Raw genomic sequence first — 22,828 nt, forward strand, 5'->3', positions numbered from 1 at the left:
ATTACAAACTCGGGGTTAGTTACATAATCGATGTAAAGAAATAGAGGTCTAATAGCGACGGTGTTGTACCCTCTGAATCTCTAGCTGTGATTGCAGAATTACCTTCATAATTGCAGTATGAAATAGCGGAGGAAACATGGAATCGTATTAATATAAAATCATATAGTCGACCAGAACCGCCAGCCCTTTTATGATCCGCGAAAAGGGCTATTTGCCGTTCAAGTTTTTTTACTTGGTTCCATCGTAATATGAAATTTACTCGCAAAGTTCCGACGTGAAACCTCTTTACAGTGACAAACCGATCTGCTAGTATGAATAAATGTTAACCATAAAAACATAAAAATAGGTTAACAAATATCGTCGATAAATGCCAACTGAACTTAGAAGCTGCGCTAACTGTCCCTTTTGCAAGACACGTGCATTCAGAAACAGGACTACATAATCTTCAAAAAATAGCAGAGGCCTTACCTATTAGAGACGCAACAGCAGTTTACATTACGGGAGGATGATTGAGTTGGAAACCATTATTTCAGCAGATATGAAATGGCAATTGCTTGCCGAGAAAGCATTGAACGGGGAGCTTCTAACGTTGGAGGAAGGACTTGCAGTACTTGAAGCTGACAATGACGAAGCGCTGCTGATTATGAATGCGGCATTTAGAGTGAGAAAGCATTTCTACGGTAAAAAAGTGAAGCTGAACATGATCATTAACGCCAAAAGCGGGCTTTGTCCTGAAGACTGCGGCTATTGCTCGCAATCGATCGTTTCAACAGCGCCAGTCGATAAGTATAGCCTGCTTGATAAAGAAACGCTGCTTGCGGGCGCCCGTGAAGCGATGGCCCGCAAGGCTGGCACCTATTGTATTGTAGCATCTGGTAAAGGGCCAACGGATAAAGAGCTTAATCAAGTGGTGGATGCGGTGAGAGAAATTAGGGAAACAATGCCGCTGAAAATTTGCGCCTGCCTGGGCATCCTGAAGGGGGATCAAGCTGAGCGTCTGGCCGAAGCCGGCGTTCATCGTTACAACCACAATCTGAATACAAGCAGAGCCAACTATCCTTCCATCACAACGACTCACACTTATGATCAACGCGTTGAAACTGTTGAGAAGGTAAAATCGCAAGGCATGTCTCCTTGCTCCGGCGTTATTATCGGTATGGGCGAGACGCATCAAGAAATTGTCGAAATGGCTTTTGCGCTTCGCGAACTTGATGCGGATTCCATTCCAATCAATTTCCTGAATGCTATACCGGGAACGCCTTTGGAGCATTCTGGCCGCACTTCGTCCATGAAAGCCTTAAAGGTACTAGCCTTATTCCGATTTATTTGCCCGTCGAAAGAAATTCGGGTGGCTGGCGGGCGTGAAGTCAATCTCCGTACGCTGCAGCCTTTGTCCCTATATGCTGCAAATTCGTTGTTCGTAGGCGACTACTTAACGACAGCTGGGCAAGAAATATCGACCGACCATCAGATGATCGAAGATTTAGGATTCGAAATCGAACTGAACGCTCTGTAGGGCAGCAGACATATGAAACTGGAATATAGGAAGCAGGTCAATCTTGAAGAGCCGCGAAATTTGCGGCTTTTTGTTTTTATTTTCCGAAAATTATCTTATAGATTGAAATATAAAGTGGTAGACTGAGACAATAAGGATATAGATTGGCTAATTCGTGCCGTATCAATGAGACAAGGATAAAAAGGAGTTGGATAATTGTGCTTAGTGAAGAAGTTGTTATCGAGCAATTGGTGCAGCGTACAAGTGCAGCTCCCTTAGTTGTGATGATGTGCGGCGTGGCGGGATCAGGTAAAACGACTTTTGCCCAAAAGCTTGAAAGCAAGGGGTTTGCCCGGCTTTCGGTAGACGAGGATATGTGGGCCACCCATGGACGATTTGGAATTGATTATCCTGAAGGGGATTATGAAGCCTTAAAGAAAGAAACGGAATTAAAGCTGCGCAAGAAGCTGGTGCATCTAATCCAGGGCGGACACCGTGCTGTAGTTGACCTTAGCTTCTGGCAGCGTCAGAAGCGAAATGAATATAAACAGCTCATCGAGCAATATAATGGCGTGTGGGAGCTGATCCATTTGAAGGTTCAGCCGGATGAGCTGCGCCGGAGGCTCCTCATTCGAAGCGAGCGCTTTGACGCCAATGCGGCATTTCCGATTACGGAAGACATCCTAATCCAATATTTAAACGGGTTTGAGACTCCTTCTGGAGAAGGGGAAACGGTAATCGAAGCGTAAATTAGATTCCGGGATTCTGACTACTGCATAATGATAATTTGGAAATTTGTCTAGAATTAATCAACATTTTCCGGTAATATGGAAAAATATGAAAGGAGTGAATGTCAATGTCAATTTCCATTAAGGTGGCTGGCGTTTAAAACCACAGAAGATTATTTACCATACGTTAGATGTCTTCTGTGGCCCCAATTATTAAGGAGGTTATAGCAGACATGATAACTTATGAAGAAGCTGTAAAGATTAGTGATTCTTATTTAATTTCAATGGGATCAGAGTTGTATGGATTAGATGGTTATGATATGAAGCGCATTCCGGCGCATGACGGAGGGCGGAATATCGTCTATACCTGTGAGAAAGAAGGAGAAGAAGCAAAAATTCTCCGAATCTCTTTCTATCCTGACCGGAGCCGTGAAGACTTTCTGGCCGAATTAGAGTATATCCGATATTTAGTTGAGCACGGCGCAAGGGTCTCGGATGTAATTAGTTCTCTAGAGGGTAATCTGCTGGAAGAGATTACGCATCATAACCATACTTTTTTTATGTGCCTGTTCAAAAAGGCCAAAGGAAAATTGCTTGCGGAAAATCATTATCAATATCGGGATGGAGTACCTCTTGCCGAATATTTTTATAATTGCGGTAAGGTTCTAGGGACGCTGCATAAGTTGTCGAAAGAGTATAAGCCTGTCCACAGGCGGTATAACTTTTTTGATAAATATAATGCCGAATATATGGATAAACTGATACCCCCACTCCTTGTCTCATCTTAAGGAGAAGCTGGTAGAGCTTATTGATGCCTTAGCAGGATTGGAGAGGGATCGTGAGTCCTTTGGCTTGCTCCACTTTGATCTCAACGACGGGAATTATTCGATTGATTTTGATAATGGGGATATAACGGTATATGATTTCGAAAATTCATGTTACGGCTGGTATATGTATGAGCTGGCAGATATATGGATCAACGGAACAGGCTGGGTACAATTTGAGCCAGACGCCGGCAAACGCAAACAGTTTATGGATGATTATTATGCTGCTGTTCTCGAGGGATACCGATCCGAGACCAGTATCGATAATTCCATGCTGGAGAAGTTTCCTTTATTTCTCAAAGCAACTCTCATGGAAGGTATTGTAGATTCCTTCGAGGTCATGCGGAACAATGGCGAAGGGCTTGAATGTGATGAGGAGTTGTCGTTCCGTATCAAATGTCTGGAAGACGATATCCCGTATCGGGGATTCTTCCATGATATTTACTCGTGTGAAGCGCCATTCCAGTATGAGGAACGGACTATTTAACTTATTCATGAAAGCCGCATCTATTGCGGCTTTTTTTTTGTGAAAACACTGCTCCGATCAGTCACAGTTTCTACTTAATTGCTGTGATTGCAATCACAACGGGCATACCTCTGCGGCTCGTATACTGGAGTCAAATCCAAACATGCTGAAAGCGGGGAATACATTATGCTAAGCCAATCGACGATTGCAACGATTAAATCTACAGTTCCTGTTCTGGAAATTCATGGCGTAGCCATTACGAAACGGTTTTACGAAATGCTCTTCGAGAGTCATCCGGAGCTGCTCAATCTATTTAACCACGCTAATCAAAAGCAAGGTAAACAGCAAACGGCACTTGCCAACGCGGTTTACGCAGCTGCGGCCAACATTGATAAGCTGGAATCCATACTTCCAGTCGTCAAAGGAATCGCTCATAAACACCGAAGTCTAGGCGTGAAGCCAGAGCACTATCCAATCGTCGGCCAGCATTTGCTGGCTGCGATTAAAGATGTGCTAGGAGATGCAGCTACCGATGAAATCATCAACGCATGGGCGGATGCATATGGCGTAATCGCCAGCGTATTCATAGATGTTGAGAAGGATATGTATACAGAGGCGGCAACACAACGTGGAGGATGGGATGGTTTTCGTCCATTCAAGGTGGAGCGCAAAGTGGAAGAGAGCGACGTCATTACTTCATTTTATCTTGTACCGGAAGACGGAGGTCCAATTGCGGCATTCCAGCCTGGCCAATATTTGAGTATGAAAATAGACATTCCGGGAGAAAATCATTCACATATCCGCCAATACAGCTTGTCAGGTACACCGGGTCTTCCATTTTATCGCGTATCCATTAAACGGGAGGATGGGAGAAGGGATCATCCAGACGGCCGGGTATCCGTCTATCTGCATAAGGCCATTCAAGCGGGAGATGTGCTTCATATTTCTGCCCCAGCGGGTGATTTCAAGCTGGATCAGAATGATACACGTCCAATCGTGCTTATAAGCGGCGGCGTAGGCCTTACGCCAATGGTCAGTATGCTTCGCACGCTTGCGGATACAAAAGAGAATCGCAGCGTAACGTTTATTCATGCCGCGCAGCACGGCGGTGTCCATGCTTTGAAAGGTGAGGTCGAGGAATTGGTGAGTCAGCACCCCGCCTATTCCGCCTACTTTATTTACAATAATCCGACTGATGAAGATCGGGAAACGAAGGCATTCCATAAAGAAGGCTATATTGATCTGCCTTGGTTGCAGAAAGTTGTTCCCTCGAAAGATGCGAAATATTATTTCTGCGGTCCGCTGCCATTTATGAAAGCTGTCAACCAAGCATTGAAGGACTGGGGGATTCCATCCGAAGATATTCATTTCGAATTTTTCGGACCGGCCGGGGCATTGGATTAAGCCGTTTATTGGCTCGCCTGCTGCGCGCGAAGCAGCCGATTCACAGTTTCGCGGCGCAAGCCGATTAGTTGCCCAATCTCATCCTGTGTCAGCACGTCAGTTATTGAAGCCGGTTCAATATAGAGGCGAAACCAAGCTTGCAGCGCCTCCAGTTTCCGAGCCGGAGTTAATTGAGTAAGCTGATCGATACGCTGCTGCATGGTGCGCAGCTTGTCCTGCAGCAGCAACGCGATGTCCCGGTAGCGTTCCGGGCTTTCTTGCAGTTGCCGATACCATTCAGTTGCCGATATGACTTCGATTTCTGAAGCAACCAGGGCGACAGCCGTGCCGAAGTAGGGATTCAGGCTGACCAGGGAATGATGGGGAATTGTTTCATCCGGTGTAATGATGTTGACAATTAAAGGCGTTCCATCTGCATGGATGCGAACGATCTTAAGCAGGCCGCTCTTCAGATGGAAGAGAGGGCCGGATTCCCCTTGGCGAAACAAAACTTCACCTTTATTTAATTGCATGACGGGACACCTTCTTATGCAGAAACATAGTGACTTCAATATATAATTGCTGGCGCTGAACTTCAACCCGAATAGGGCTAATAATTTGATATGTAAAATCAAAAAAGCACCTGAGTATGCTCAGGTGCTTTCATATTGCACATCAATAGACATGATGATATAATCAATTTGCGCTTTTTATTTAAAAATAAGCAAAGTAAGTCTATCTTACAATTTAATATTAACATGCCAGGCAGTTATGTGTCAAATGTTTTTCTCAATTTAATGGTTAGGAGAGATGTTCAATGCGATCTTTGGTTCTTGGTTTTCAGGAAATGGATAAAGCGCAGCTATTGCTCGTTGGCGGGAAAGGGCTAAACTTAAAGGAATTATCGAACATTGAAGGAATACATGTGCCAAAAGGATTTTGCGTAACAACAGCAGCATACCGGAGAGCCATCGAACAAAATGCAGCGTACCAAGCTTTATTGGATCGCCTAACCATGTTAAAAGCAGATGATCGGGATCAAATTGGAGAAATAAGCAAGGACATTCGACAGCTAATAAGCGAAGCCGAAATTCCTGCTGATGTTGTAACTGCCGTTACTCATTATTTATCCCGGCTTGGCGAAGAGCATGCTTATGCAGTACGTTCTAGTGCGACTGCTGAAGATTTGCCGCATGCTTCTTTTGCTGGCCAACAAGACACCTATCTGAACATCATCGGCCGTGATGCCATTTTGCAGCACATCAGCAAATGCTGGGCTTCCCTATTTACGGATCGTGCGGTCATTTACCGTATGCAACACGGATTCGGTCACAGGCATGTTTATTTAGCTGTCGTTATACAGAAGATGGTTTTTCCACAGGCCTCAGGCATTTTGTTTACCGCTGATCCGATTACTTCGAACCGTAAATTGCTATCGATTGATGCCAGCTTTGGGCTTGGAGAAGCACTGGTTTCTGGCCTTGTATCTGCCGATTGCTATAAAGTACGTGGAGATGAAATCGTCGAGAAACGGATAGCGGCCAAAAAAATTGCTGTCTATGGGCGAAAAGAAGGCGGTACAGAAACCCGGGAGATCGATCCCGATCAGCAAAATGTTCAAACGCTTAATGAACAACAGATCTTGCAACTGTCACGCATAGGCAGGCAGATTGAAGCTTACTTTGGCTGCCCGCAGGATATCGAATGGTGCTTGGCAAATGATACATTTTATGTGGTCCAAAGCAGGCCAATCACAACCTTGTATCCGATCCCGGAAGCGAGTGATCAAGAAAATCGCGTTTACCTGTCTGTCGGCCACCAGCAAATGATGACGGATCCGATAAAACCGCTGGGCTTGTCTTTTTACCTGTTAACGACCCCGGCACCGATGCGTATTGCCGGAGGCAGATTGTTTGTTGACATCACAGCCAGATTAGCTTCACCTGTCAGCAGAGAAGCTTTGCTAAATACGATAGGAAATTCCGAACCGCTTATGAAAGATGCAATTATGACGATTATTGAGCGTGAGGATTTTATCCAAACAGTACCCGTTGAGAATAAAGAAGCAGGTCCCGTTAAAAAAGGAATGCAGCCCTCAGCTCTTGAAGCACTGGCCGAACCTGATCCGGCAATCGTATTAGAATTGATCAACAATACTCAAGCTTCGATAGAAGAGCTGAAGCAAAACATTCTCACGAAATCAGGAACAGAGTTATTTGATTTTATCCGGGAAGATATTGAGCTGCAATTAAAGAGGATTTTATTTGACCCTAAAAGCACGAAAGTGTTTATGGCGGCTATGGAAGCTTCAGCATGGGTTAATGAGCGAATGCAGGAATGGCTGGGTGAAAAAAATGCAGCAGATACGCTTTCTCAATCTGTTCCCCACAATATTACTTCGGAAATGGGCCTCGCGCTGCTGGATGTCGCAGATGTAATTCGTCCTTATTCAGAAGTTACTGAGTACTTACAGCATGTAAAAGATGACCGCTTTTTGGATGAGCTGGTTAAGCTGGATGGGGGGCAGGAAGCCCAAGCTGCTATCTATAGTTATCTCGACAAATACGGCATGCGATGCAACGGAGAAATCGATTTGACCAAAACGCGTTGGAGCGAGAGGCCAATTACACTTGTTCCGATGATTGTAAGCAATATTAAAAATTTTGAGCCTAATGCCAGCAGGAAGAAATTTGAGCAAGGACTGCAGGAAGCTCTGAATAAAGAGCAAGAGCTGTTAGAGCGATTGAAGCAATTGCCAGACGGCGAGCAAAAAGCGAAAGAAACAAAACGAATGATTGACGTCATCCGGAATTTCATCGGTTATCGGGAGTATCCGAAATACGGCATGGTTAGCCGCTATTTCATTTATAAGCAGGCTTTGCTGAAAGAAGCCGAACAGCTTGTCGCAGCAAGTGTTATTCAGGAGATGGAAGACATATATTACCTCACTTTTGAAGAGCTGCATGATGTCGTACGTACGAAAACGCTGGAGTATGAGATGATCAGGAAACGAAAGGACGACTATAAACGGTATGACAAACTAACCCCGCCGCGAGTGATTACTTCAGATGGGGAAATCATTACAGGCAAGTATAAGCGGGAAGATTTGCCCGCCGATGCAATTGTAGGCCTGGCTGTTTCTTCCGGCGTTATAGAGGGACGGGCACGCGTTATTTTAAACATGGAGGAGGCTGATCTCGAAGCGGGTGACATCCTAGTTACCGCATTCACTGATCCTGGCTGGACAGCTTTGTTCGTATCTATAAAAGGCCTAGTGACCGAAGTGGGGGGGCTGATGACCCACGGAGCAGTTATCGCGCGCGAATACGGCTTGCCGGCAGTTGTTGGAGTAGAGGATGCTACCCGGCTGATAAAAGATGGACAGCGGATTCGGGTGAACGGGACTGAGGGGTATATAGAGATATTGTCAGAGTTAGATTAGTCATTTTATTAACAGCATTAATTTCTTTGGAAATTTTTGCTGTTGGATGGCGGGAGTGAAATATCTTTCGGCCAAGAGACGGAAGAATAATTTTATTCCAGGCTGCTTGACTTAGACCATACTCTAAGGCGTAGAGTGATTGTGCATCGGAAAACCGAAGTGAATGCTGGAATCCATCGATAATTATAGTTGCCCTTCTGAAAAGAAACAATAAAGATGGGCAGCATTCCGTGGGGATGCATCATCACTGAATCTACGACGAAGGGAATGACTGGTCTTGAACGACAAAACATATATTGAAATTACTGAGGAAATAACACCGTTCGAGGTCCACGTTCCGCAGGAAGCGATCGATGACCTGAAGCTGCGCCTCAGCTTGGTGCGCTGGCCGGACCGTGAATTGGTCAATGATTGGACACAGGGTGTTCCGCTTGCCGCGGCACAAGACCTCATTGCGTACTGGACGGAGGAGTATGACTGGCGCTTGTTCGAGAAGCGGCTGAACTCGTTCCCGCAGTTCCGTACGAGGATAGACGGAGCCGGCATTCATTTCATCCACCTGCGTTCGAAGCACGAGAATGCGATGCCGCTGCTGCTCAGCCATGGCTGGCCGGGCTCGATCATTGAATTCCTTGATTCGGCCGAGCGTCTCACCGATCCGGAGCGCTTCGGCGGCAGTGCGGATGATGCATTCCATGTGGTCATCCCATCTATGCCAGGCTACGGCTTCTCGGAAAAGCCGCGTGATCTCGGCTGGAACCCTGGCCGTATCGCAGCAGCGTGGGCACAGTTAATGGAGCGTCTAGGCTACGATCGCTATGTCGCGCAGGGCGGAGACTGGGGCTCAGCCGTCACCACTGCCCTCGCGTCGCAGGCACCTAGAGGATTGCTGGCTGCACATGTGAATCTGCCGATGGTGGTTCCCGCCGAAATCCCGGCGAACCCCAATGAGGAGGAAGCAAAAGCCCTAGCAGGTATTCATTTATTTGTTACAAATAAAACAGGCTACGCAGACGAGATGAACACCCGCCCGCAGACTATCGGCTATGCACTCAACGACTCGCCGGTTGCTCTGGCGACTTGGATGTATGAGAAATTTCACGAGTGGACCGACAATGAAGGACGACCTGAAGACGCATTGACCCGGGACCAAATGTTGAACGATATTTCGCTTTACTGGTTTACTGGCACTGGCGCATCTGCTTCACGATTATACTGGGAGGGTGTAGGCGCCACTATTCAAGGTCCGGAATTTTTCTCGTCTGCACGTTCTGGCGGCGGTCGCATCACCGTGCCAATGGGTGCGAGTCTATTCCCGGCTGAGACCTATATCCCGCCGCGTGAATGGGCTGAACAAGCATGGGAGAATCTTTTCTACTGGAATCATGTCGAGGCTGGCGGGCACTTTGCTGCATTCGAGGAGCCAGTTATCTTCGCTCGCGAGATGGCCGAGGCATTCCGGCAGTTCCGTTCTTAACATTTCCCGGCCCCAACCAACAGAACCGTTAGGATGGGCAAAGGAACGTAAATACCTTTATAGATCATTGGAGGAAGCACTGCTTACGAGCAGTGCTTCCTCTTTTTTTATAACCTCGCGAAATTCAGCCTGGTACGTCTGACCTCGCATTGGAACTCAGAATCGTTTGAACGTCAAGCATCGGCGGCCGTCCATACACACGGGCATACTCCCGGCTGAACTGGGACGGGCTTTCGTAACCTACGCGAAAGGCGGCGTCGGAAGCCTGTACCGTTTCCGTCAGCATTAAGCGCCGGGCTTCTTGTAAACGAACTGTCTTCTGATATTGCAACGGGCTCATTTCCGTCACGCGCTTAAAATGTTTGTGAAAAGCTGATGTGCTCATATTAACTGATTTGGCAAGCTGATCGACCGCAAGAGGCTGGTCGAATTCCCGGTTAATCTGATGAATCGCTTGGGCGATATTATAGGCTTGACTGCCGATAATCGCGAATTGATGAACTTGCGCGCCTTGTTCGCCTTGAAGCACACGATATAAAATTTCACGAATGACGAGGGGCGCTAAAATGGGTATATCCTCCGGTTCGTCAAGCAGCTTCATCAGCCGGACGATGGCTTCAAGCAATGTTGGAGCCGTGCGGCTCACGGCTATGCCTCGACTGGCTTTCGATAGTACAGATGCGGGGCGGCTTGACTCTTTTACAATATCCAATATGACATCGGAGTCGAAGCTTAACCTCAAGCTTAAATGAGGAGTATCTTGTGAGGCTTTCAGAATTTTGCTGATAATCGGCAATTCAACGGATATGACGAGATATGTCAAAGGATCGTAAGTATAGATTTCGTCTGCTAATGCTGCCGTTTTGGCTCCTTGTACCACAACGCAAATGGAGGGCTTATATACAGATTCAATCGGTTCAGACAACTGTGTTGCATGCATCAGCGACAAAGAAGGTATGACTGTCTGATAAGTGCCGCCGGATGGAGCATGTCGCTGGATCAGAAGCGCCAATTGCTGCAGTGCTTCCTCTATCCGTGCGGATTCATTATGGTCATTCATGCTGCGGACTCCTATCTCAGGATGGATGTATATCGCCTTTTATTATATGGAGACAGAAGAGAATTAGGCAAGCATCAGACAGGATTGATCTAACGGAATCGAAGCAGCGCTTACTATAATGAAATAGCAAACGGCTAATCAATATCATTACAAACAAAGGGGCGGGAAACATGAATGAAAAAGTTGCGATTGTTACAGGAGCATCCCGGGGTATTGGGCGGCAAGCGGCTATTCAATTGGCGCGATCCGGGGCGAAGGTAGTCATCAATTATTTTTTTAATAAAGACAAAGCGGACGAGGTTGTTCAACAAATTGAGCAATCTGGCGGACAAGCAGTAGCCATTCGGGCCGACGTAAGCAAGGTAAAGGAAATTGAATCCTTGTTCTCGCAGACGATCAGTCAATTTGGACGGATCGATATTCTGGTCAATAATGCAGCGATAATGGAATGCAAGGCTATCGCGGAAGTAACGGAGGAGATGTTCGAGCGGCATTTCGCAATTAATGTGAAAGGCACTTATTTTGCTTGCCAGCAAGCGATGCGCGATATGGAAGAAGGCGGGACGATCATCAACTTCTCAACTTCCGTATCAGGTGCGATGCTTCCGACGTACAGCGTCTACGCCGCAACGAAAGGAGCAGTCGAGCAGTTGACTCGCCAGTTAGCCAAAGAATTCAGTACCAAAGACATCGTCATCAACTGTATAGCACCCGGTCAAGTTTCGACGGAGTTGTTCCTGAGTGGTAAATCACAGGAGTTAATTGATTCTTTCAGCCGAATGAATGCTTTTGGCCGGCTTGGAGAACCGGAGGACATCGCCAATGCAATCGAGCTTCTCGTTAGTGACAAAGCACGCTGGATAACGGGACAGACGATTCGTGTAAATGGCGGGTTCAATTGAGTATTCCAAATCCAAGTCCGGGTCATACATGATTTTTTCTATTGCAGCAGGAAAGGAAATGACTCTCATGTCCAGTACGCTTAAAATTTACATTTTGGCAATTCTCAGTTTTCTTGTCGGTACTTCGGAATATGTTATTGCAGGTATTCTTGATCGGATTGCCGTATCGACGGGCGTTTCTCTTATTACAGCCGGACAGTTGATTACGGTTTTCTTACTGGCTTATGCCTTTGGCACACCGCTAGTGATGGTAATGACAGCAAGGATGGAGCGAAAAAAGTTGCTTCTCTTCGCCATCGGATTTTTTGTTTTGAGCAATGCGCTGGCTTACTTTTTGCCAGGAATTGCACTGCTGAATGCGTCCCGGATTTTAATGGGAATCAGTGCCGGTGTGGTCGTAGTGGTATCGATGACCATTGCGACGAAGGTCGCCCGGCCAGGCAAGGAAGGAAGCGCGCTGGCAGCTGTACTAATGGGCTTTACCGCTTCTTTGATCTTTGGGGTTCCTCTTGGCCGAATCATGGCTACCGCTTATGAATGGAAGTCTGTGTTCGGAGTTATTGCTTTGCTTGCCTTCGCGGCCGTCTTTCTCATCGCTCTGCTTATTCCGCCTGTAGAGAGGGAAGAGGTCGTTTCCTTGCGGCAGCAGCTTGCGTTGCTGAAGCGGCCTAGAGTGCTGATTGTTTTATCCGTGACATTCTTCTGGATCATTGGCTATTCGATCTTTTACTCTTACATTACGCCGTTCCTGTTGACTGAAGCGGGCATGAGTGACAGCACTCTTAACACGATATTGTTCGTAATTGGCCTAGCCAGTTTGATCGGCTCCCGCTCTGGCGGTTATGCGACGGACAAGTGGGGACTTCACCGTGTGCTTATCATCGGGCTTGTACTGAATGGCCTTGCATTAGTTCTGATAGCGCTTGGCGTGCATGCTCCGGTAATGCTTATTGCCATGCTAGTTCTGTGGTCGATCGCTGTCTGGTCTTTGGGACCGCCCCAGCAGCTGCATGTCATAACGATCGCTCCCGAGTCGACGGGCATTATGTTGAGCTTGAACAGTATGATCCTTCAACTGGCGATGGCGGCCGGTGCTGGTGCAGGAGGCCTGGTGGTTGAGCGGATCTCATTGTCTTCGATCACATGGTTCGCTGCCGCAGCCATAGCTCTGGCCTTCGGTGCGGTACTGCTGTCAAGGCGAATGAGTAATCATTAACCTCGCTGGTCAAAAAGACGAGTAATACCGCCCTCTAATGGCTGAAAGGCTATTTTAGAGGGCGGTCTTTTATTGTTAATTAGGGCAATAGCAGCTTGTCCGCTAAAGCAGATTCATGATGGCCTTCTTTAGCGCGAATACCAATAGAGCGGATGTCTTTTAACGGCGGCAGTCCGAAGAAGCGTTTGTATTCGCGGTTGAACTGCGTAATACTTTCATAGCCGACCTCGAAAGCCGCTGAAGTGACATCAATGTCATCAGTAAGCAAGATTCGGCGTGCTTCCTGAAGGCGGAGCTGCTTCTGATACTGAATCGGACTCAGCGTAGTAACAGCTTTGAACTTATGATGCAGGGTAGAAGGGCTCATGCCGCCTGCTTGAGCAATCTCACTAATGGTAAGGTTGCGTAAATAATTTAATTTGACATAATGGATCGCCTTGCTGATGCCTGCCGCATCATGATGAAGCAGCATATTGTTGTAAAAGCGCCTGCCACCCTCGTCAGTCAGCAGCCGGTAAATCAGCTCCCGCTTGACGCCTGCTGCGAGAAAAGCAGCCGCTTCACGATCAGCAGTCAGATGCAGCAGTCGCTCTAATACATGCAAGACTTCAAGTCCGGTATTGCCAATAAATGCGCCTTCTGACAGCTGACTCTCATCTAAGGCTTCCAGCTTGGCCTCGAGAGCGGCGGAGGCAATCTCGTCGGTTGAAAAGGCTATCCGGATTGCTATATAGGGTGCCTCCCTTGATGCGTCGGAAATTTGGCCTTTGATCGGCATATCGAGGTTGGATGCAATATAATCCCCAGCTCCATAGTTATAAGTGTTGTTGCGCACAATAACAGTTTTTTTGCCTTGCAAAACTACACAGATCCCTGGAGTGAAAAAACCATACTGAACCGTCGATGGATGATCTGATCGCAGCAGTGAAACAAACGGAATATCAGTCTCGCATATACCGCCGGAATAGGAGTAAGCCTCGCATTGGTGCAGCAGCCGCTGTATGACATCTGAGAACTCTTTAGCAGAATTGGGCAAAATGTTCATCCTCTCTTTAGGACGGTACAATCAATTAATTCATCGCTTTGACGTCGATATTATTATGGTCAGAGTTTTAGGCAATAATCAGGCATGATCCGACTATTTCCTCCATTATAATTTCTTTATAATACAAGACACAAGGCCGCTTGATTGAGGCCTTCCAAACCAAATTACAGGGAGCGGATTACATGTCAAAAGTATGGTTAATTACCGGCAGCGGAAGCGGGCTGGGCCGAAATATTACAGAAGCTGCACTTGCCAAAGGCGAACGCGTAGTCGCAACAGCCCGCAATATCGAGCAACTGGATGATCTGGTTCAGCAGTATGGTGATCAGATCCGTACGTTTACGCTGGATGTGACGGTGGAGGAAGCGGCACAAGCCGCAGTACAACTTGCGCAGGACGCTTTTGGACGGCTTGATGTCTTGGTTAACAATGCAGGCTATGGTGATATACGCCCCTTCGAAGATACCAGCTCCGAGGATTTCAAGAGGCTGATGGATACTTGCTTTTACGGCGTTGTATACCTGACGCGTGCGGCATTGCCTATTATGCGTAAGCAGCGCAGCGGGCATATTCTTCAGATCTCTTCGGTTGGCGGCCGGTTAGCAACTCCGGGAAGTGCGGCTTACCATGCAGCGAAATGGGCGATTGGCGGCTTTACAGAAGCACTGGCTATGGAAACAGCTCATCTTGGTGTGAAGATTAGTGCACTTGAGCCTGGCGGGATGCGGACGAACTGGGTCAATCGCGCGATCCATAATCAGCCTCAGCTGCACCCTGATTATGAAGCGTCTGTAGGCCAGTTGCTTAAAATGATGGATGGTTTGCAGGGCAATGAGAAAGGTGACCCGGTAAAGGTGGCAGAGGTTGTCCTTCAGCTTGCTTATGCGGACGAGCTTCCTGCACATTTGCTGCTGGGTAAAGATGCTGTACAGGGTGCTGCGATGGCTGAAAAACAACGCGCTGCCGACGCTGAACGCTGGCATGAAGTTAGTTTCTCAACCGAATATGAGTGATTGCAGTTGAACCAATCATGATAAAAGAGGGCGCCGAACCGCTAAGGATCGGCGTCTTTTTTGCACTATAGCCAGGCTCAAGCAGCGGCTTGAATTATTATTTTTTAAAAAAAGCATTTGCAAATTAAGGATGAACCGTCTATTATGGATAACAGAGATCGTTAATGGTTATAATGTTGGAAAGGGGGGAGGGCATCAGTATTACTAAAGTATAAGAGGCAGTGCTTATTTTCTGTTAGCCATTCGCTTCGCATGGTGAATTAGCAGAATAAGAGTTTAAATTTTTTTATTTTAATTATGGATATAAAAGATCTATGGAGGTGCATTTAGAAAGATGGAAAAACAACTTTTCGATGTGACAATTATTGGCGGTGGACCAGCAGGATTGAACGCTGCTCTGGTACTCGGGAGAGCAAGGAAAAAGGTTGCCTTAATCGATGACAGCCGTCATCGCAATGCGGTGACTAAGGCGGTCCATGGTTTTCTTACGCGAGACGGAATTAGTCCAAGTGAGTTTCGGCGAATGGCGAAGGATGAGATTAGCGCTTATCCTTCCGTGTCTTTTGTATCCGATACGGCGGTGTCGATTACGGGAAGCGACGGCCAGTTTCATGTGGAGACGGGGCAGGGAGAAGCTTTTACAAGCAAAAAAGTGCTGTTTACTGTCGGTATGAAAGACCAGCCGCTGAGCATTCCGGGACTGGCAGAGGTATACGGGAGGAGCGCCTTCGTCTGTCCCTACTGTGACGGCTGGGAGCTGAGGGATCAGCACCTTGTCATCATTAATAAGGGCCCTGAGCTTATGCATTTCGCTCCCGTTATATCCGGGTGGACGAACCGTTTTACCATTTGTACGAATGGCCCCGACGAACTGACAGATGCAGATCGGGATGAGCTCAAGCAGCATCATGTGGCTCTATACGACTCGCCAATCCGACAAATTGATTCTAGTGACGGGATCGTTCAGCAAGTTGTTCTTGAAGACGGAACGATCATTCCGTGCAGGGGGATCTTTTTCAAGCCGGATCTGGTTACAGGATCGGACTTGCCGCAAAGAATGGGATGCGAAATGACGGAATGGGGTGCTGTCGTCATTGATGAATTCGGAAAAACGAGCATTCCGGGCATCTATGGCGCCGGTGATGCTGCATCGCGAATGCATCAGGCTATAGCTGCCGCTTCGGCGGGAGCCTTTACTGCCGCAGTCATAAACAATGAGCTCAATGCAGAAGCCTGGGGGAGAAACGAATGATCGATTTAAACCATATGAAGCGCGGTCCAATTATGTTTGCTCTTATTGTAGGCATGTTCGTCGCCGCTCTGAACGAGACGTTAATGGGCAATGCCCTTCCTGAATTGATGAAATCATTTGGCGTATCTGCTGCAACGGCTCAGTGGCTTTCGACCGCTTATATGCTTGTCGTTGGCGTGCTGGTTCCAGTGACGGCGATTTTGCAGCAATGGTTCACAACCAGGCAAATTTTTCTGTCGGCGATGGTGCTGTTCTTCGTCGGTACTGTTACCTCGGCATTCTCGCCAGAATTTAGTGTGTTGTTGATTGGCCGAATTATTCAAGCAATTGGAACAGGTATGCTTCTGCCTTTGGTTATGAACGTAATCATGACCATCTATCCGCCGGAAAAGCGGGGAGGCGCAATGGGGATGTTAGGGCTCGTCGTTATGTTCGCACCGGCGATTGGCCCGACAATATCGGGTTTGATCGTTGATGCACTCTCATGGCGTTGGCTGTTTTATCTCGTCACACCGTTTGCGCTGCTCTCCATTATTATTGGAGCTTCAGTCTTAAAGAACGTGTCGGAAGTAACCAGACCGCGAGTGGATTTCTTATCTATCGTATTGTCGACAATCGGCTTCGGCGGAATCGTCTACGGGTTCAGCAGTGCAGGTGAACAAGGCTGGTCTGAGCCTCAAGTCATTTGGACGATTGCGGCAGGCGGAGTTTCCTTATTGCTGTTCGTCTGGAGGCAGCTGCTGCTTAAGCAGCCGGTCATGGACTTACGTGCGTTTCGGTATCCGACCTTTGCGCTTGTCGCAGTGCTGCTGTTTGTGTTGATGATGACCTTCTTCTCATCTGCGATCATGCTTCCGATGTTTATGCAAGGCGTACTCATGGTAACAGCCTTCAAATCTGGTCTAATCCTGCTTCCTGGCGGAATTGTGAACGGGTTCATGGCTCCGGTCTCGGGCAAGCTGTTTGATAAGTTTGGACCTCGCGTGCTTGTCATCCCTGGGCTGGCTATTGCTGTCGTCTCATTGTGGCAATTTACCCGGTTTAATGAATCGACGAGCACGGGCTTTCTAGTTGCCGTTCATATCGCGCTAATGATTGGTATTGCGTTAGTTATGATGCCTGCACAGACAGCCGGGCTTAACCAACTGCCAAGCCATTTGCATCCGCATGGTACTGCGATATTGAATACGCTGCAGCAGGTGTCGGGCGCAATCGGTACTGCCCTGTATATTAGCATCATGTCTGGCGGACAAAAACAGTACTTAAGCGGAGCAAGTGATCCGCAGGCTCCAGGGGAAATCGTCAAAGGGCTCGCAGCCGGTATCAACAATGCGTTCTGGTTTGGCGTTATCATCGCGCTCGTTGCACTCGTACTCGGTATCTTTATTCGTAAAGGGAAAACGCCAGAGCATGAGCAGCAGGCTGTTGGATAAATCAATCCGTACGTTTCACATGTAAAGGTCATTAATGATTTGGAGGAACTAGGCTATGAGAATAGAGGTTTGGTCGGATTTTGGATGTCCATTTTGCGTGATTGGCAAGAGAAAGCTGGAGAACGCTCTTGGCAAGTTTGCAATGCGGGATAAAGTCGAAGTGGTATATCGAAGCTACCAGCTTGATCCAAATGCACAGAATCGAACGGTTACTGCCGAGCAGCTGGCCCGCGAAAAGGGAATGACTGTGGAGAATTTGAAGATCAAGCAAGCACAAGTAGCTGAAATGATTAAACGTGAAGCTGGACTGAATGTCAGCTATGATAAGGTTATTATCGCCAACACCTTCGACGGTCATCGGCTGGTTCAATATGCGGCAGAAGCCGGAAAGGGAGCAGAATTAACAGAACGGCTTATTCGAGCTTATCTTGCGGACTCCATGAATATTGCTGACCACAAGGTACTTGCTTCTATCGGCAGCGAGGCGGGACTTCATGAAGAGGAAGTTGCGAAGATGCTTGCATCTGATGCCTATAAAGATGCGGTCAAAGCAGACATCACGGAGGCGAAAATGCTGAATATTTCAAGCGTACCTGCCTTTGTATTTAATAACAAATACGCCATCTCGGGCGCTCAGTCGGAGGAGGTGTTTCTGAATGCTCTGCATTCGGTCTGGGAGGAAGAAAACAGACTTCAAAGCATGGAGATAAAGAGTCCGTCTGAAGGTGATGACAGCTGCGCTGACGGAACCTGCAATGTGATGAAGTAATTAAAATAGATAGAATAGTGACATCATTGGTATGTGATTGCAGCAGCATTGAATCTTAATCCGATTGAGCTATAATAAATGGACGGCATTAGATAAACAAGTAAGGAGTGTCTTCCACTTATGAACAATGATTTTACAATAGTAAATCCGCATATTAATGGAGATTATACGGTTAGTGTTGCAAAGGATAAGGAAGCAGCTGAAGTGATGTCCCTGCTGGTGGATACAGCCAAATGGCTTCAAAGTAAAGGTTCTGATCAATGGAGCGGGCTGCTGCACGGGTATGACTCTCACGATACGGTAGGATCGATCAAGCAGGAAGAAGTGTTTGTGTGCAAGCATGACAAAGAAATTGTAGGCGTCGTTATCCTGAAACGTCAGCCTAGCGCATGGGATTCCGAGCTATGGGGAAGCAAAGCTCATACAGATGATGAAGCGATTTACTTGCATCGTTTGACAATTAGCAGGAAGCATGCGAACTCGGGGCTGGGAGCTGCTCTGCTCCATTGGTGCGATTCAGCTATTAGCTTCAAGGATAAGAAAGTGATGCGCTTAGACTGCATTGCCAGCAATCCTAAACTTTTTGCTTTTTATGAAGGCAACGGGTATGAATATATCGGACAAGAGGGAGACTTCAAGCTATTTCAGAAGAACCTGCTGACCCCGCAAAAGTAATCGAATGGCAGCCAGTTATGGCTGTCATTTTTTTGGTTGGAAAATAAAGCTGGAGGCCGGAAAATCCGGCTTCCTTTTTTTATGGATAGAAAAGCAGAGCCTGCTCACAATGTGTCCCGATTTGCCGTTGCAATGGAAATGAAATCGCGCATGTATGCTTCCATATCATCCGCATCATGAGAGCATAGGACAATATTGTTGGCAATACGGACATCAGTGACATCTACGACAGCCAATTCCCCTCGTTTGATAAATGGACTAGCCACCAGAGAAGAGACAAAGCTGACGCCATAACCGGCGACTACCGCCTGAATGATTTCATTAATGCCATTAAATTGTAGTTCGATTATTGGCAGGCTAACATTTTGAACACTGCATACTTCAAGAAGCTTTTTACGGGTTGCACTGCCTTCCTCCCGCATAATGAATGGCTCTTTCACCAAATCTTCCAAAGTAATTTGCCTATTAGCGTACTTGTGATTTGGCGCAGCCACGAAATTGAATTCATTTTGACATATATCTGTAAAATGCAGCTGATTTGCTTTGTGATTAGTAATCTCGCTGCTCCCAAAGATTGCGATATCCGATTCGTAATTCATTAATTTATCAAGGGCTGCTTGTGAATTTACGGTCGTGATTTCTACAGCAACTTTCGGATATTTTTGCTTGAAGAGGGAAGCCCACTTGGGAATCAGAAAGCTGGTTGCTAAGTAATTTCCAGAGATTCGAAGCTTTCCTTGCGGATGTTGATGATAATCTTCGATCATGCTTTCAATTTGCCCTTCAAGGATAAACAGCTTTTCAGTCGGCTTTAACAGCTTTTGACCAAAAGGGGTCAGAACCAGTCTTCTTCCTTTTTTCTCGAATAACAGGATGTTGTATTGCTTCTCGAAGCTCCGAATTTGAGCAGAGATGGCCGGTTGACTGATATTTAATCTCTTGGAAGCCTCCGTGACGCTGCCGGTCAGGGCAACGTTATAGAACAACATTAATGCATGCAGATTGATCGTCAATCCAATCACCTTCTATATATTTTGTTTATGCACAATAAAAAACTTATATTTTTATTTTATAGATCAAGGACTTATACTTCAAATACATAAAAAAGGAGGACAACAGCATGACAACAACTACGATTTTTTTCGTAAGACATGGACAGACCCAATGGAACTTGGAGCAGAAAATGCAAGGCCATATGGACTCACCGTTGACGCCTGAAGGGAGACGGCAGGCAGCCCGATTGGCTGATCGTTTACACACGGTCAAATTTGATGCGATTTATGCGAGTCCAAGCCCAAGAGCATTGACGACGGCTCAGATCATTTCTGGAAGCACAGCGGAGAACATCGTGAAATTAGATGAACTGAAGGAAATTCACATGGGGCTGTGGGAAGGACAACATGTTCCAGCTATACAGAATGAGTATGCCGAGGAGTGGGAACACTTTTTTGAACAACCGCATTTATACCGTCCTTCAGGACAGGGGGAGACCTATGCGGAGCTGCTGAATCGCGGTGTAGCGGCTGTGGAGAAGATTTTGCAGGATTGCAAGGGGAAAAACGTTCTTGTTGTAAGCCACCGAATGACGTTAAAGACGATAATGAACCAATATTCCGGTAAGCAGTTGAGTGAAATGGGGAATTTGCCCGACGTACCTTCTGCTAGCCTGAGTAAAATTGTATTTCATAATTCGGAGCCGACAATTGAGTTGTATGGGGACAGCTCTCATTACTGAAAGCTATAATACGGACTTTATCAGGGCAGTGGAGACACTGTCCTTTTCATGATTTTCAAAGACTGGGTACACATGGTTAGATCCAAACAGAGATTAGTGCGAATGGTTAATATTGCTCCATCAATCGAATTGATTTACGATGAAGATAGTTTACTAACAATGCAAACATTCAGAGGAGTGTAGTCTAGTTCATGAAAACAATAGGTTTAATCGGTGGAATGAGCTGGGAGTCGTCGTTGCTTTACTACCAAATCATCAATCAGCGTGTGAAAGAAAAGCTGGGAGGACATCATTCCGCAAAGAGTCTTATGTACTCAGTAGATTTCGATGAAATCAAAACGCTTCAACATCAAGGGAAATGGGATGAAGCGACAGAAATGATGATTGATTCGGCACGCAGGCTGCAATCTGGCGGGGCTGATTTTATCATTATCTGTACCAATACAATGCATAAGATGGCAAAAGAAGTGCAGGAATCGATCAAGATTCCGTTGCTTCATATTGCTGATCCAACGGCAAATGCTATTGCGAAGGATGGAATCAGAAAAGTTGCGCTGCTGGGCACTGCTTTTACGATGGAGCAAGATTTTTACAAGGGCAGACTTGTTGAAAAGTTTGGACTTGAGGTTATCGTTCCTGATGAAACGGATCGAATGATCATTCATGACATTATCTACAAAGAGCTTTGTCTGGGTACAATTAATGATGAATCTAGACAGTCTTACTTAAAAATCATCAATAAGCTCAGTCAACAGGGAGCAGAGGCCATTATTCTCGGCTGCACCGAGATAACCTTACTCATCTCACAGGAAAATTGCGATATTCCTCTGTATGATACAACAAGGCTTCATGCTGAAGCTGCTGTTGACTTCGCACTGGAGAACTATAATACTACGTTAATTTAACGCGTGCTGCTTAATTTAAGGTGAACTTTCAGGAGTACTTACTAAGCATTGCAAGTAAATAACTTTTAAATTCATCAACATATGATTTAGGTTCAATGATTTCTAAATTGGTGCCAAAGCTTGCTAAAAATTGAAAGCCAATGCTGTTCTGAGGGATATGAAAAGCGGCTAAGAAATAGTCAGAGCTATAGGGTTCAATGCTTTTTCGGCCATACCTTTCAATAAATTGATCTTTAATATTGGGGGATATCAACGCTTTAACCGCGATTAATTGCGGCTGATATTTGGTTTTATCTTGCTCTGATACAAAATCTCTGGGTTGGAATGTAGTGCCATCCGTACTGAGATTATCGACCCTGGATAATTTGAATGTCCGATATCCCTGACGATCCAGACAGTATCCCTTTAAATACCAGCTTGCTTCGCTAAAATGAAGCTGATAGGGCTCAACAATTCGAGTGGTTTTCAGGCCATCTTTATCAATATAATCAAATGAAATGATCTTGTTCTCTGATATTGATTGCTGGCACGACTTTAAGGTTTGAAGAATCTCGGACCGGCCTTCCCAATCATAAAATGACAGTTGGATGGAACCTTTCCTGGATAACGGGTTAACCATGGCTTCCATTTTTTTAATCGTTAATGCAACCTCTTCGCTAATCAGAATTTTTTCCAATCCGCCTAGTGCAATCAATATGTTTTCCAGATCGGAGCTGTTTAAAAGACGCTTGTCAACCTTGTATTCCTCCATAATACCGTATCCGCCATAAACGCCATGAACCGAATAGATTGGAATGTTGGATAAACTCAGCGTTTCCATGTCCCGAAGAATCGTTCTTTTGGATACGTTAAATAATTGTGTGAATTCTTTTGTAGAAACGAGATCCTTTTTCAGCAGTATCATAATAATTGAGATTAATCTCTCCACTTTTTCCATCGTCATCACTCTTCCTAATCGATTTATGAATGGTGACATACTGGTGTCACCACTCCTATATTATACTTCCT

Annotated in this window: 21 protein-coding genes; 16 read left to right on the forward strand and 5 right to left on the reverse strand. The window is 46.2% G+C overall.

Annotation, left to right across the window (positions count from 1 at the left end; translation table 11 throughout):
• Nucleotides 1-538 precede the first annotated feature (538 nt).
• The 5 genes from bioB (at nt 539) to hmpA (ending at nt 4,917) form a co-directional block, all read left to right on the forward strand.
• Nucleotides 539-1,516 (forward strand): biotin synthase BioB, encoded by a 978-nt coding sequence (gene bioB, locus ACFVVF_RS02665; RefSeq protein ID WP_387808773.1) that lies wholly within the window; start codon nt 539-541, stop codon nt 1,514-1,516.
• A 197-nt stretch (nt 1,517-1,713) separates the two neighbouring features.
• Nucleotides 1,714-2,244 carry a P-loop nucleotide/nucleoside kinase family protein gene (locus ACFVVF_RS02670; RefSeq protein ID WP_387805136.1) on the forward strand — a complete coding sequence of 177 codons (531 nt, stop codon included), beginning with the start codon at nt 1,714-1,716 and terminating at the stop codon, nt 2,242-2,244.
• 212 nt (nt 2,245-2,456) lie between these two features.
• On the forward strand, nt 2,457-3,011 hold the full coding sequence (locus tag ACFVVF_RS02675) for a phosphotransferase (RefSeq protein WP_387805137.1): 555 nt from the start codon (nt 2,457-2,459) through the stop codon (nt 3,009-3,011).
• Entirely contained in the window at nt 2,998-3,534 is a 537-nt protein-coding gene (locus ACFVVF_RS02680; RefSeq protein ID WP_387805139.1) for a phosphotransferase, read from the forward strand. Before ACFVVF_RS02675 ends, ACFVVF_RS02680 begins: the two co-directional genes overlap by 14 nt.
• A gap of 165 nt (nt 3,535-3,699) precedes the next feature.
• Entirely contained in the window at nt 3,700-4,917 is a 1,218-nt protein-coding gene (hmpA, locus tag ACFVVF_RS02685) for an NO-inducible flavohemoprotein (RefSeq protein ID WP_387805141.1), read from the forward strand.
• Nucleotides 4,918-4,922: 5 nt separating this feature from the next.
• Here the strand turns inward: hmpA and ACFVVF_RS02690 are convergent, their stop codons facing one another.
• Nucleotides 4,923-5,429 carry a Crp/Fnr family transcriptional regulator gene (locus tag ACFVVF_RS02690; protein ID WP_387805143.1) on the reverse strand — a complete coding sequence of 169 codons (507 nt, stop codon included), beginning with the start codon at nt 5,427-5,429 and terminating at the stop codon, nt 4,923-4,925.
• 284 nt (nt 5,430-5,713) lie between these two features.
• On the opposite strand from ACFVVF_RS02690, the gene ppsA reads away from it, so the two are divergent.
• Together ppsA and ACFVVF_RS02700 are read left to right on the forward strand one after the other, a co-directional pair.
• Nucleotides 5,714-8,338 carry a phosphoenolpyruvate synthase gene (ppsA, locus tag ACFVVF_RS02695; RefSeq protein ID WP_387805145.1) on the forward strand — a complete coding sequence of 875 codons (2,625 nt, stop codon included), beginning with the start codon at nt 5,714-5,716 and terminating at the stop codon, nt 8,336-8,338.
• Between the two features lie 277 nt (nt 8,339-8,615).
• Nucleotides 8,616-9,815 (forward strand): epoxide hydrolase family protein, encoded by a 1,200-nt coding sequence (locus ACFVVF_RS02700; protein ID WP_387805147.1) that lies wholly within the window; start codon nt 8,616-8,618, stop codon nt 9,813-9,815.
• A gap of 124 nt (nt 9,816-9,939) precedes the next feature.
• Here ACFVVF_RS02700 and ACFVVF_RS02705 read toward each other — a convergent pair whose 3' ends face one another.
• Entirely contained in the window at nt 9,940-10,875 is a 936-nt protein-coding gene (locus ACFVVF_RS02705) for an AraC family transcriptional regulator (protein WP_387805149.1), read from the reverse strand.
• A 170-nt stretch (nt 10,876-11,045) separates the two neighbouring features.
• Between ACFVVF_RS02705 and ACFVVF_RS02710 the strand changes: the two genes are divergently transcribed.
• Both ACFVVF_RS02710 and ACFVVF_RS02715 read left to right on the forward strand, forming a co-directional pair.
• Complete coding sequence (locus ACFVVF_RS02710) at nt 11,046-11,777, forward strand: SDR family oxidoreductase (RefSeq protein WP_387805151.1); 732 nt, start codon at nt 11,046-11,048, stop codon at nt 11,775-11,777.
• A gap of 67 nt (nt 11,778-11,844) precedes the next feature.
• Nucleotides 11,845-12,993 carry an MFS transporter gene (locus ACFVVF_RS02715; protein WP_387805153.1) on the forward strand — a complete coding sequence of 383 codons (1,149 nt, stop codon included), beginning with the start codon at nt 11,845-11,847 and terminating at the stop codon, nt 12,991-12,993.
• A gap of 79 nt (nt 12,994-13,072) precedes the next feature.
• On the opposite strand, the gene ACFVVF_RS02720 is transcribed toward ACFVVF_RS02715, so the two are convergent.
• Entirely contained in the window at nt 13,073-14,038 is a 966-nt protein-coding gene (locus tag ACFVVF_RS02720) for an AraC family transcriptional regulator (protein ID WP_387805155.1), read from the reverse strand.
• A 182-nt stretch (nt 14,039-14,220) separates the two neighbouring features.
• On the opposite strand from ACFVVF_RS02720, the gene ACFVVF_RS02725 reads away from it, so the two are divergent.
• From ACFVVF_RS02725 to ACFVVF_RS02745, 5 genes are all read left to right on the forward strand, one after another.
• Nucleotides 14,221-15,051, forward strand: a complete 831-nt coding sequence (locus ACFVVF_RS02725) for an SDR family NAD(P)-dependent oxidoreductase (RefSeq protein ID WP_387805157.1) — start codon at nt 14,221-14,223, stop codon at nt 15,049-15,051.
• A gap of 334 nt (nt 15,052-15,385) precedes the next feature.
• Nucleotides 15,386-16,303 carry an NAD(P)/FAD-dependent oxidoreductase gene (locus ACFVVF_RS02730; RefSeq protein WP_387805159.1) on the forward strand — a complete coding sequence of 306 codons (918 nt, stop codon included), beginning with the start codon at nt 15,386-15,388 and terminating at the stop codon, nt 16,301-16,303.
• Nucleotides 16,300-17,736, forward strand: a complete 1,437-nt coding sequence (locus ACFVVF_RS02735; RefSeq protein ID WP_387805161.1) for an MDR family MFS transporter — start codon at nt 16,300-16,302, stop codon at nt 17,734-17,736. Before ACFVVF_RS02730 ends, ACFVVF_RS02735 begins: the two co-directional genes overlap by 4 nt.
• Before the next feature lie 55 nt (nt 17,737-17,791).
• Nucleotides 17,792-18,505 carry a DsbA family oxidoreductase gene (locus tag ACFVVF_RS02740; RefSeq protein ID WP_387805163.1) on the forward strand — a complete coding sequence of 238 codons (714 nt, stop codon included), beginning with the start codon at nt 17,792-17,794 and terminating at the stop codon, nt 18,503-18,505.
• 120 nt (nt 18,506-18,625) lie between these two features.
• Nucleotides 18,626-19,180 (forward strand): GNAT family N-acetyltransferase, encoded by a 555-nt coding sequence (locus ACFVVF_RS02745; protein WP_387805165.1) that lies wholly within the window; start codon nt 18,626-18,628, stop codon nt 19,178-19,180.
• Between the two features lie 104 nt (nt 19,181-19,284).
• Here ACFVVF_RS02745 and ACFVVF_RS02750 read toward each other — a convergent pair whose 3' ends face one another.
• On the reverse strand, nt 19,285-20,193 hold the full coding sequence (locus tag ACFVVF_RS02750) for a LysR family transcriptional regulator (RefSeq protein WP_387805167.1): 909 nt from the start codon (nt 20,191-20,193) through the stop codon (nt 19,285-19,287).
• Between the two features lie 107 nt (nt 20,194-20,300).
• Between ACFVVF_RS02750 and ACFVVF_RS02755 the strand changes: the two genes are divergently transcribed.
• Entirely contained in the window at nt 20,301-20,915 is a 615-nt protein-coding gene (locus ACFVVF_RS02755) for a histidine phosphatase family protein (RefSeq protein ID WP_387805169.1), read from the forward strand.
• A gap of 191 nt (nt 20,916-21,106) precedes the next feature.
• Nucleotides 21,107-21,820 (forward strand): aspartate/glutamate racemase family protein, encoded by a 714-nt coding sequence (locus ACFVVF_RS02760; RefSeq protein ID WP_387805171.1) that lies wholly within the window; start codon nt 21,107-21,109, stop codon nt 21,818-21,820.
• 28 nt (nt 21,821-21,848) lie between these two features.
• Here ACFVVF_RS02760 and ACFVVF_RS02765 read toward each other — a convergent pair whose 3' ends face one another.
• Entirely contained in the window at nt 21,849-22,757 is a 909-nt protein-coding gene (locus tag ACFVVF_RS02765; protein WP_387805173.1) for a helix-turn-helix transcriptional regulator, read from the reverse strand.
• Between the last annotated feature and the right edge of the window lie 71 nt (nt 22,758-22,828).

Source organism: Paenibacillus sp. NPDC058174, from assembly GCF_042883865.1.
In the GTDB taxonomy this organism is placed as follows: Bacteria; Bacillota; Bacilli; order Paenibacillales; family Paenibacillaceae; genus Pristimantibacillus.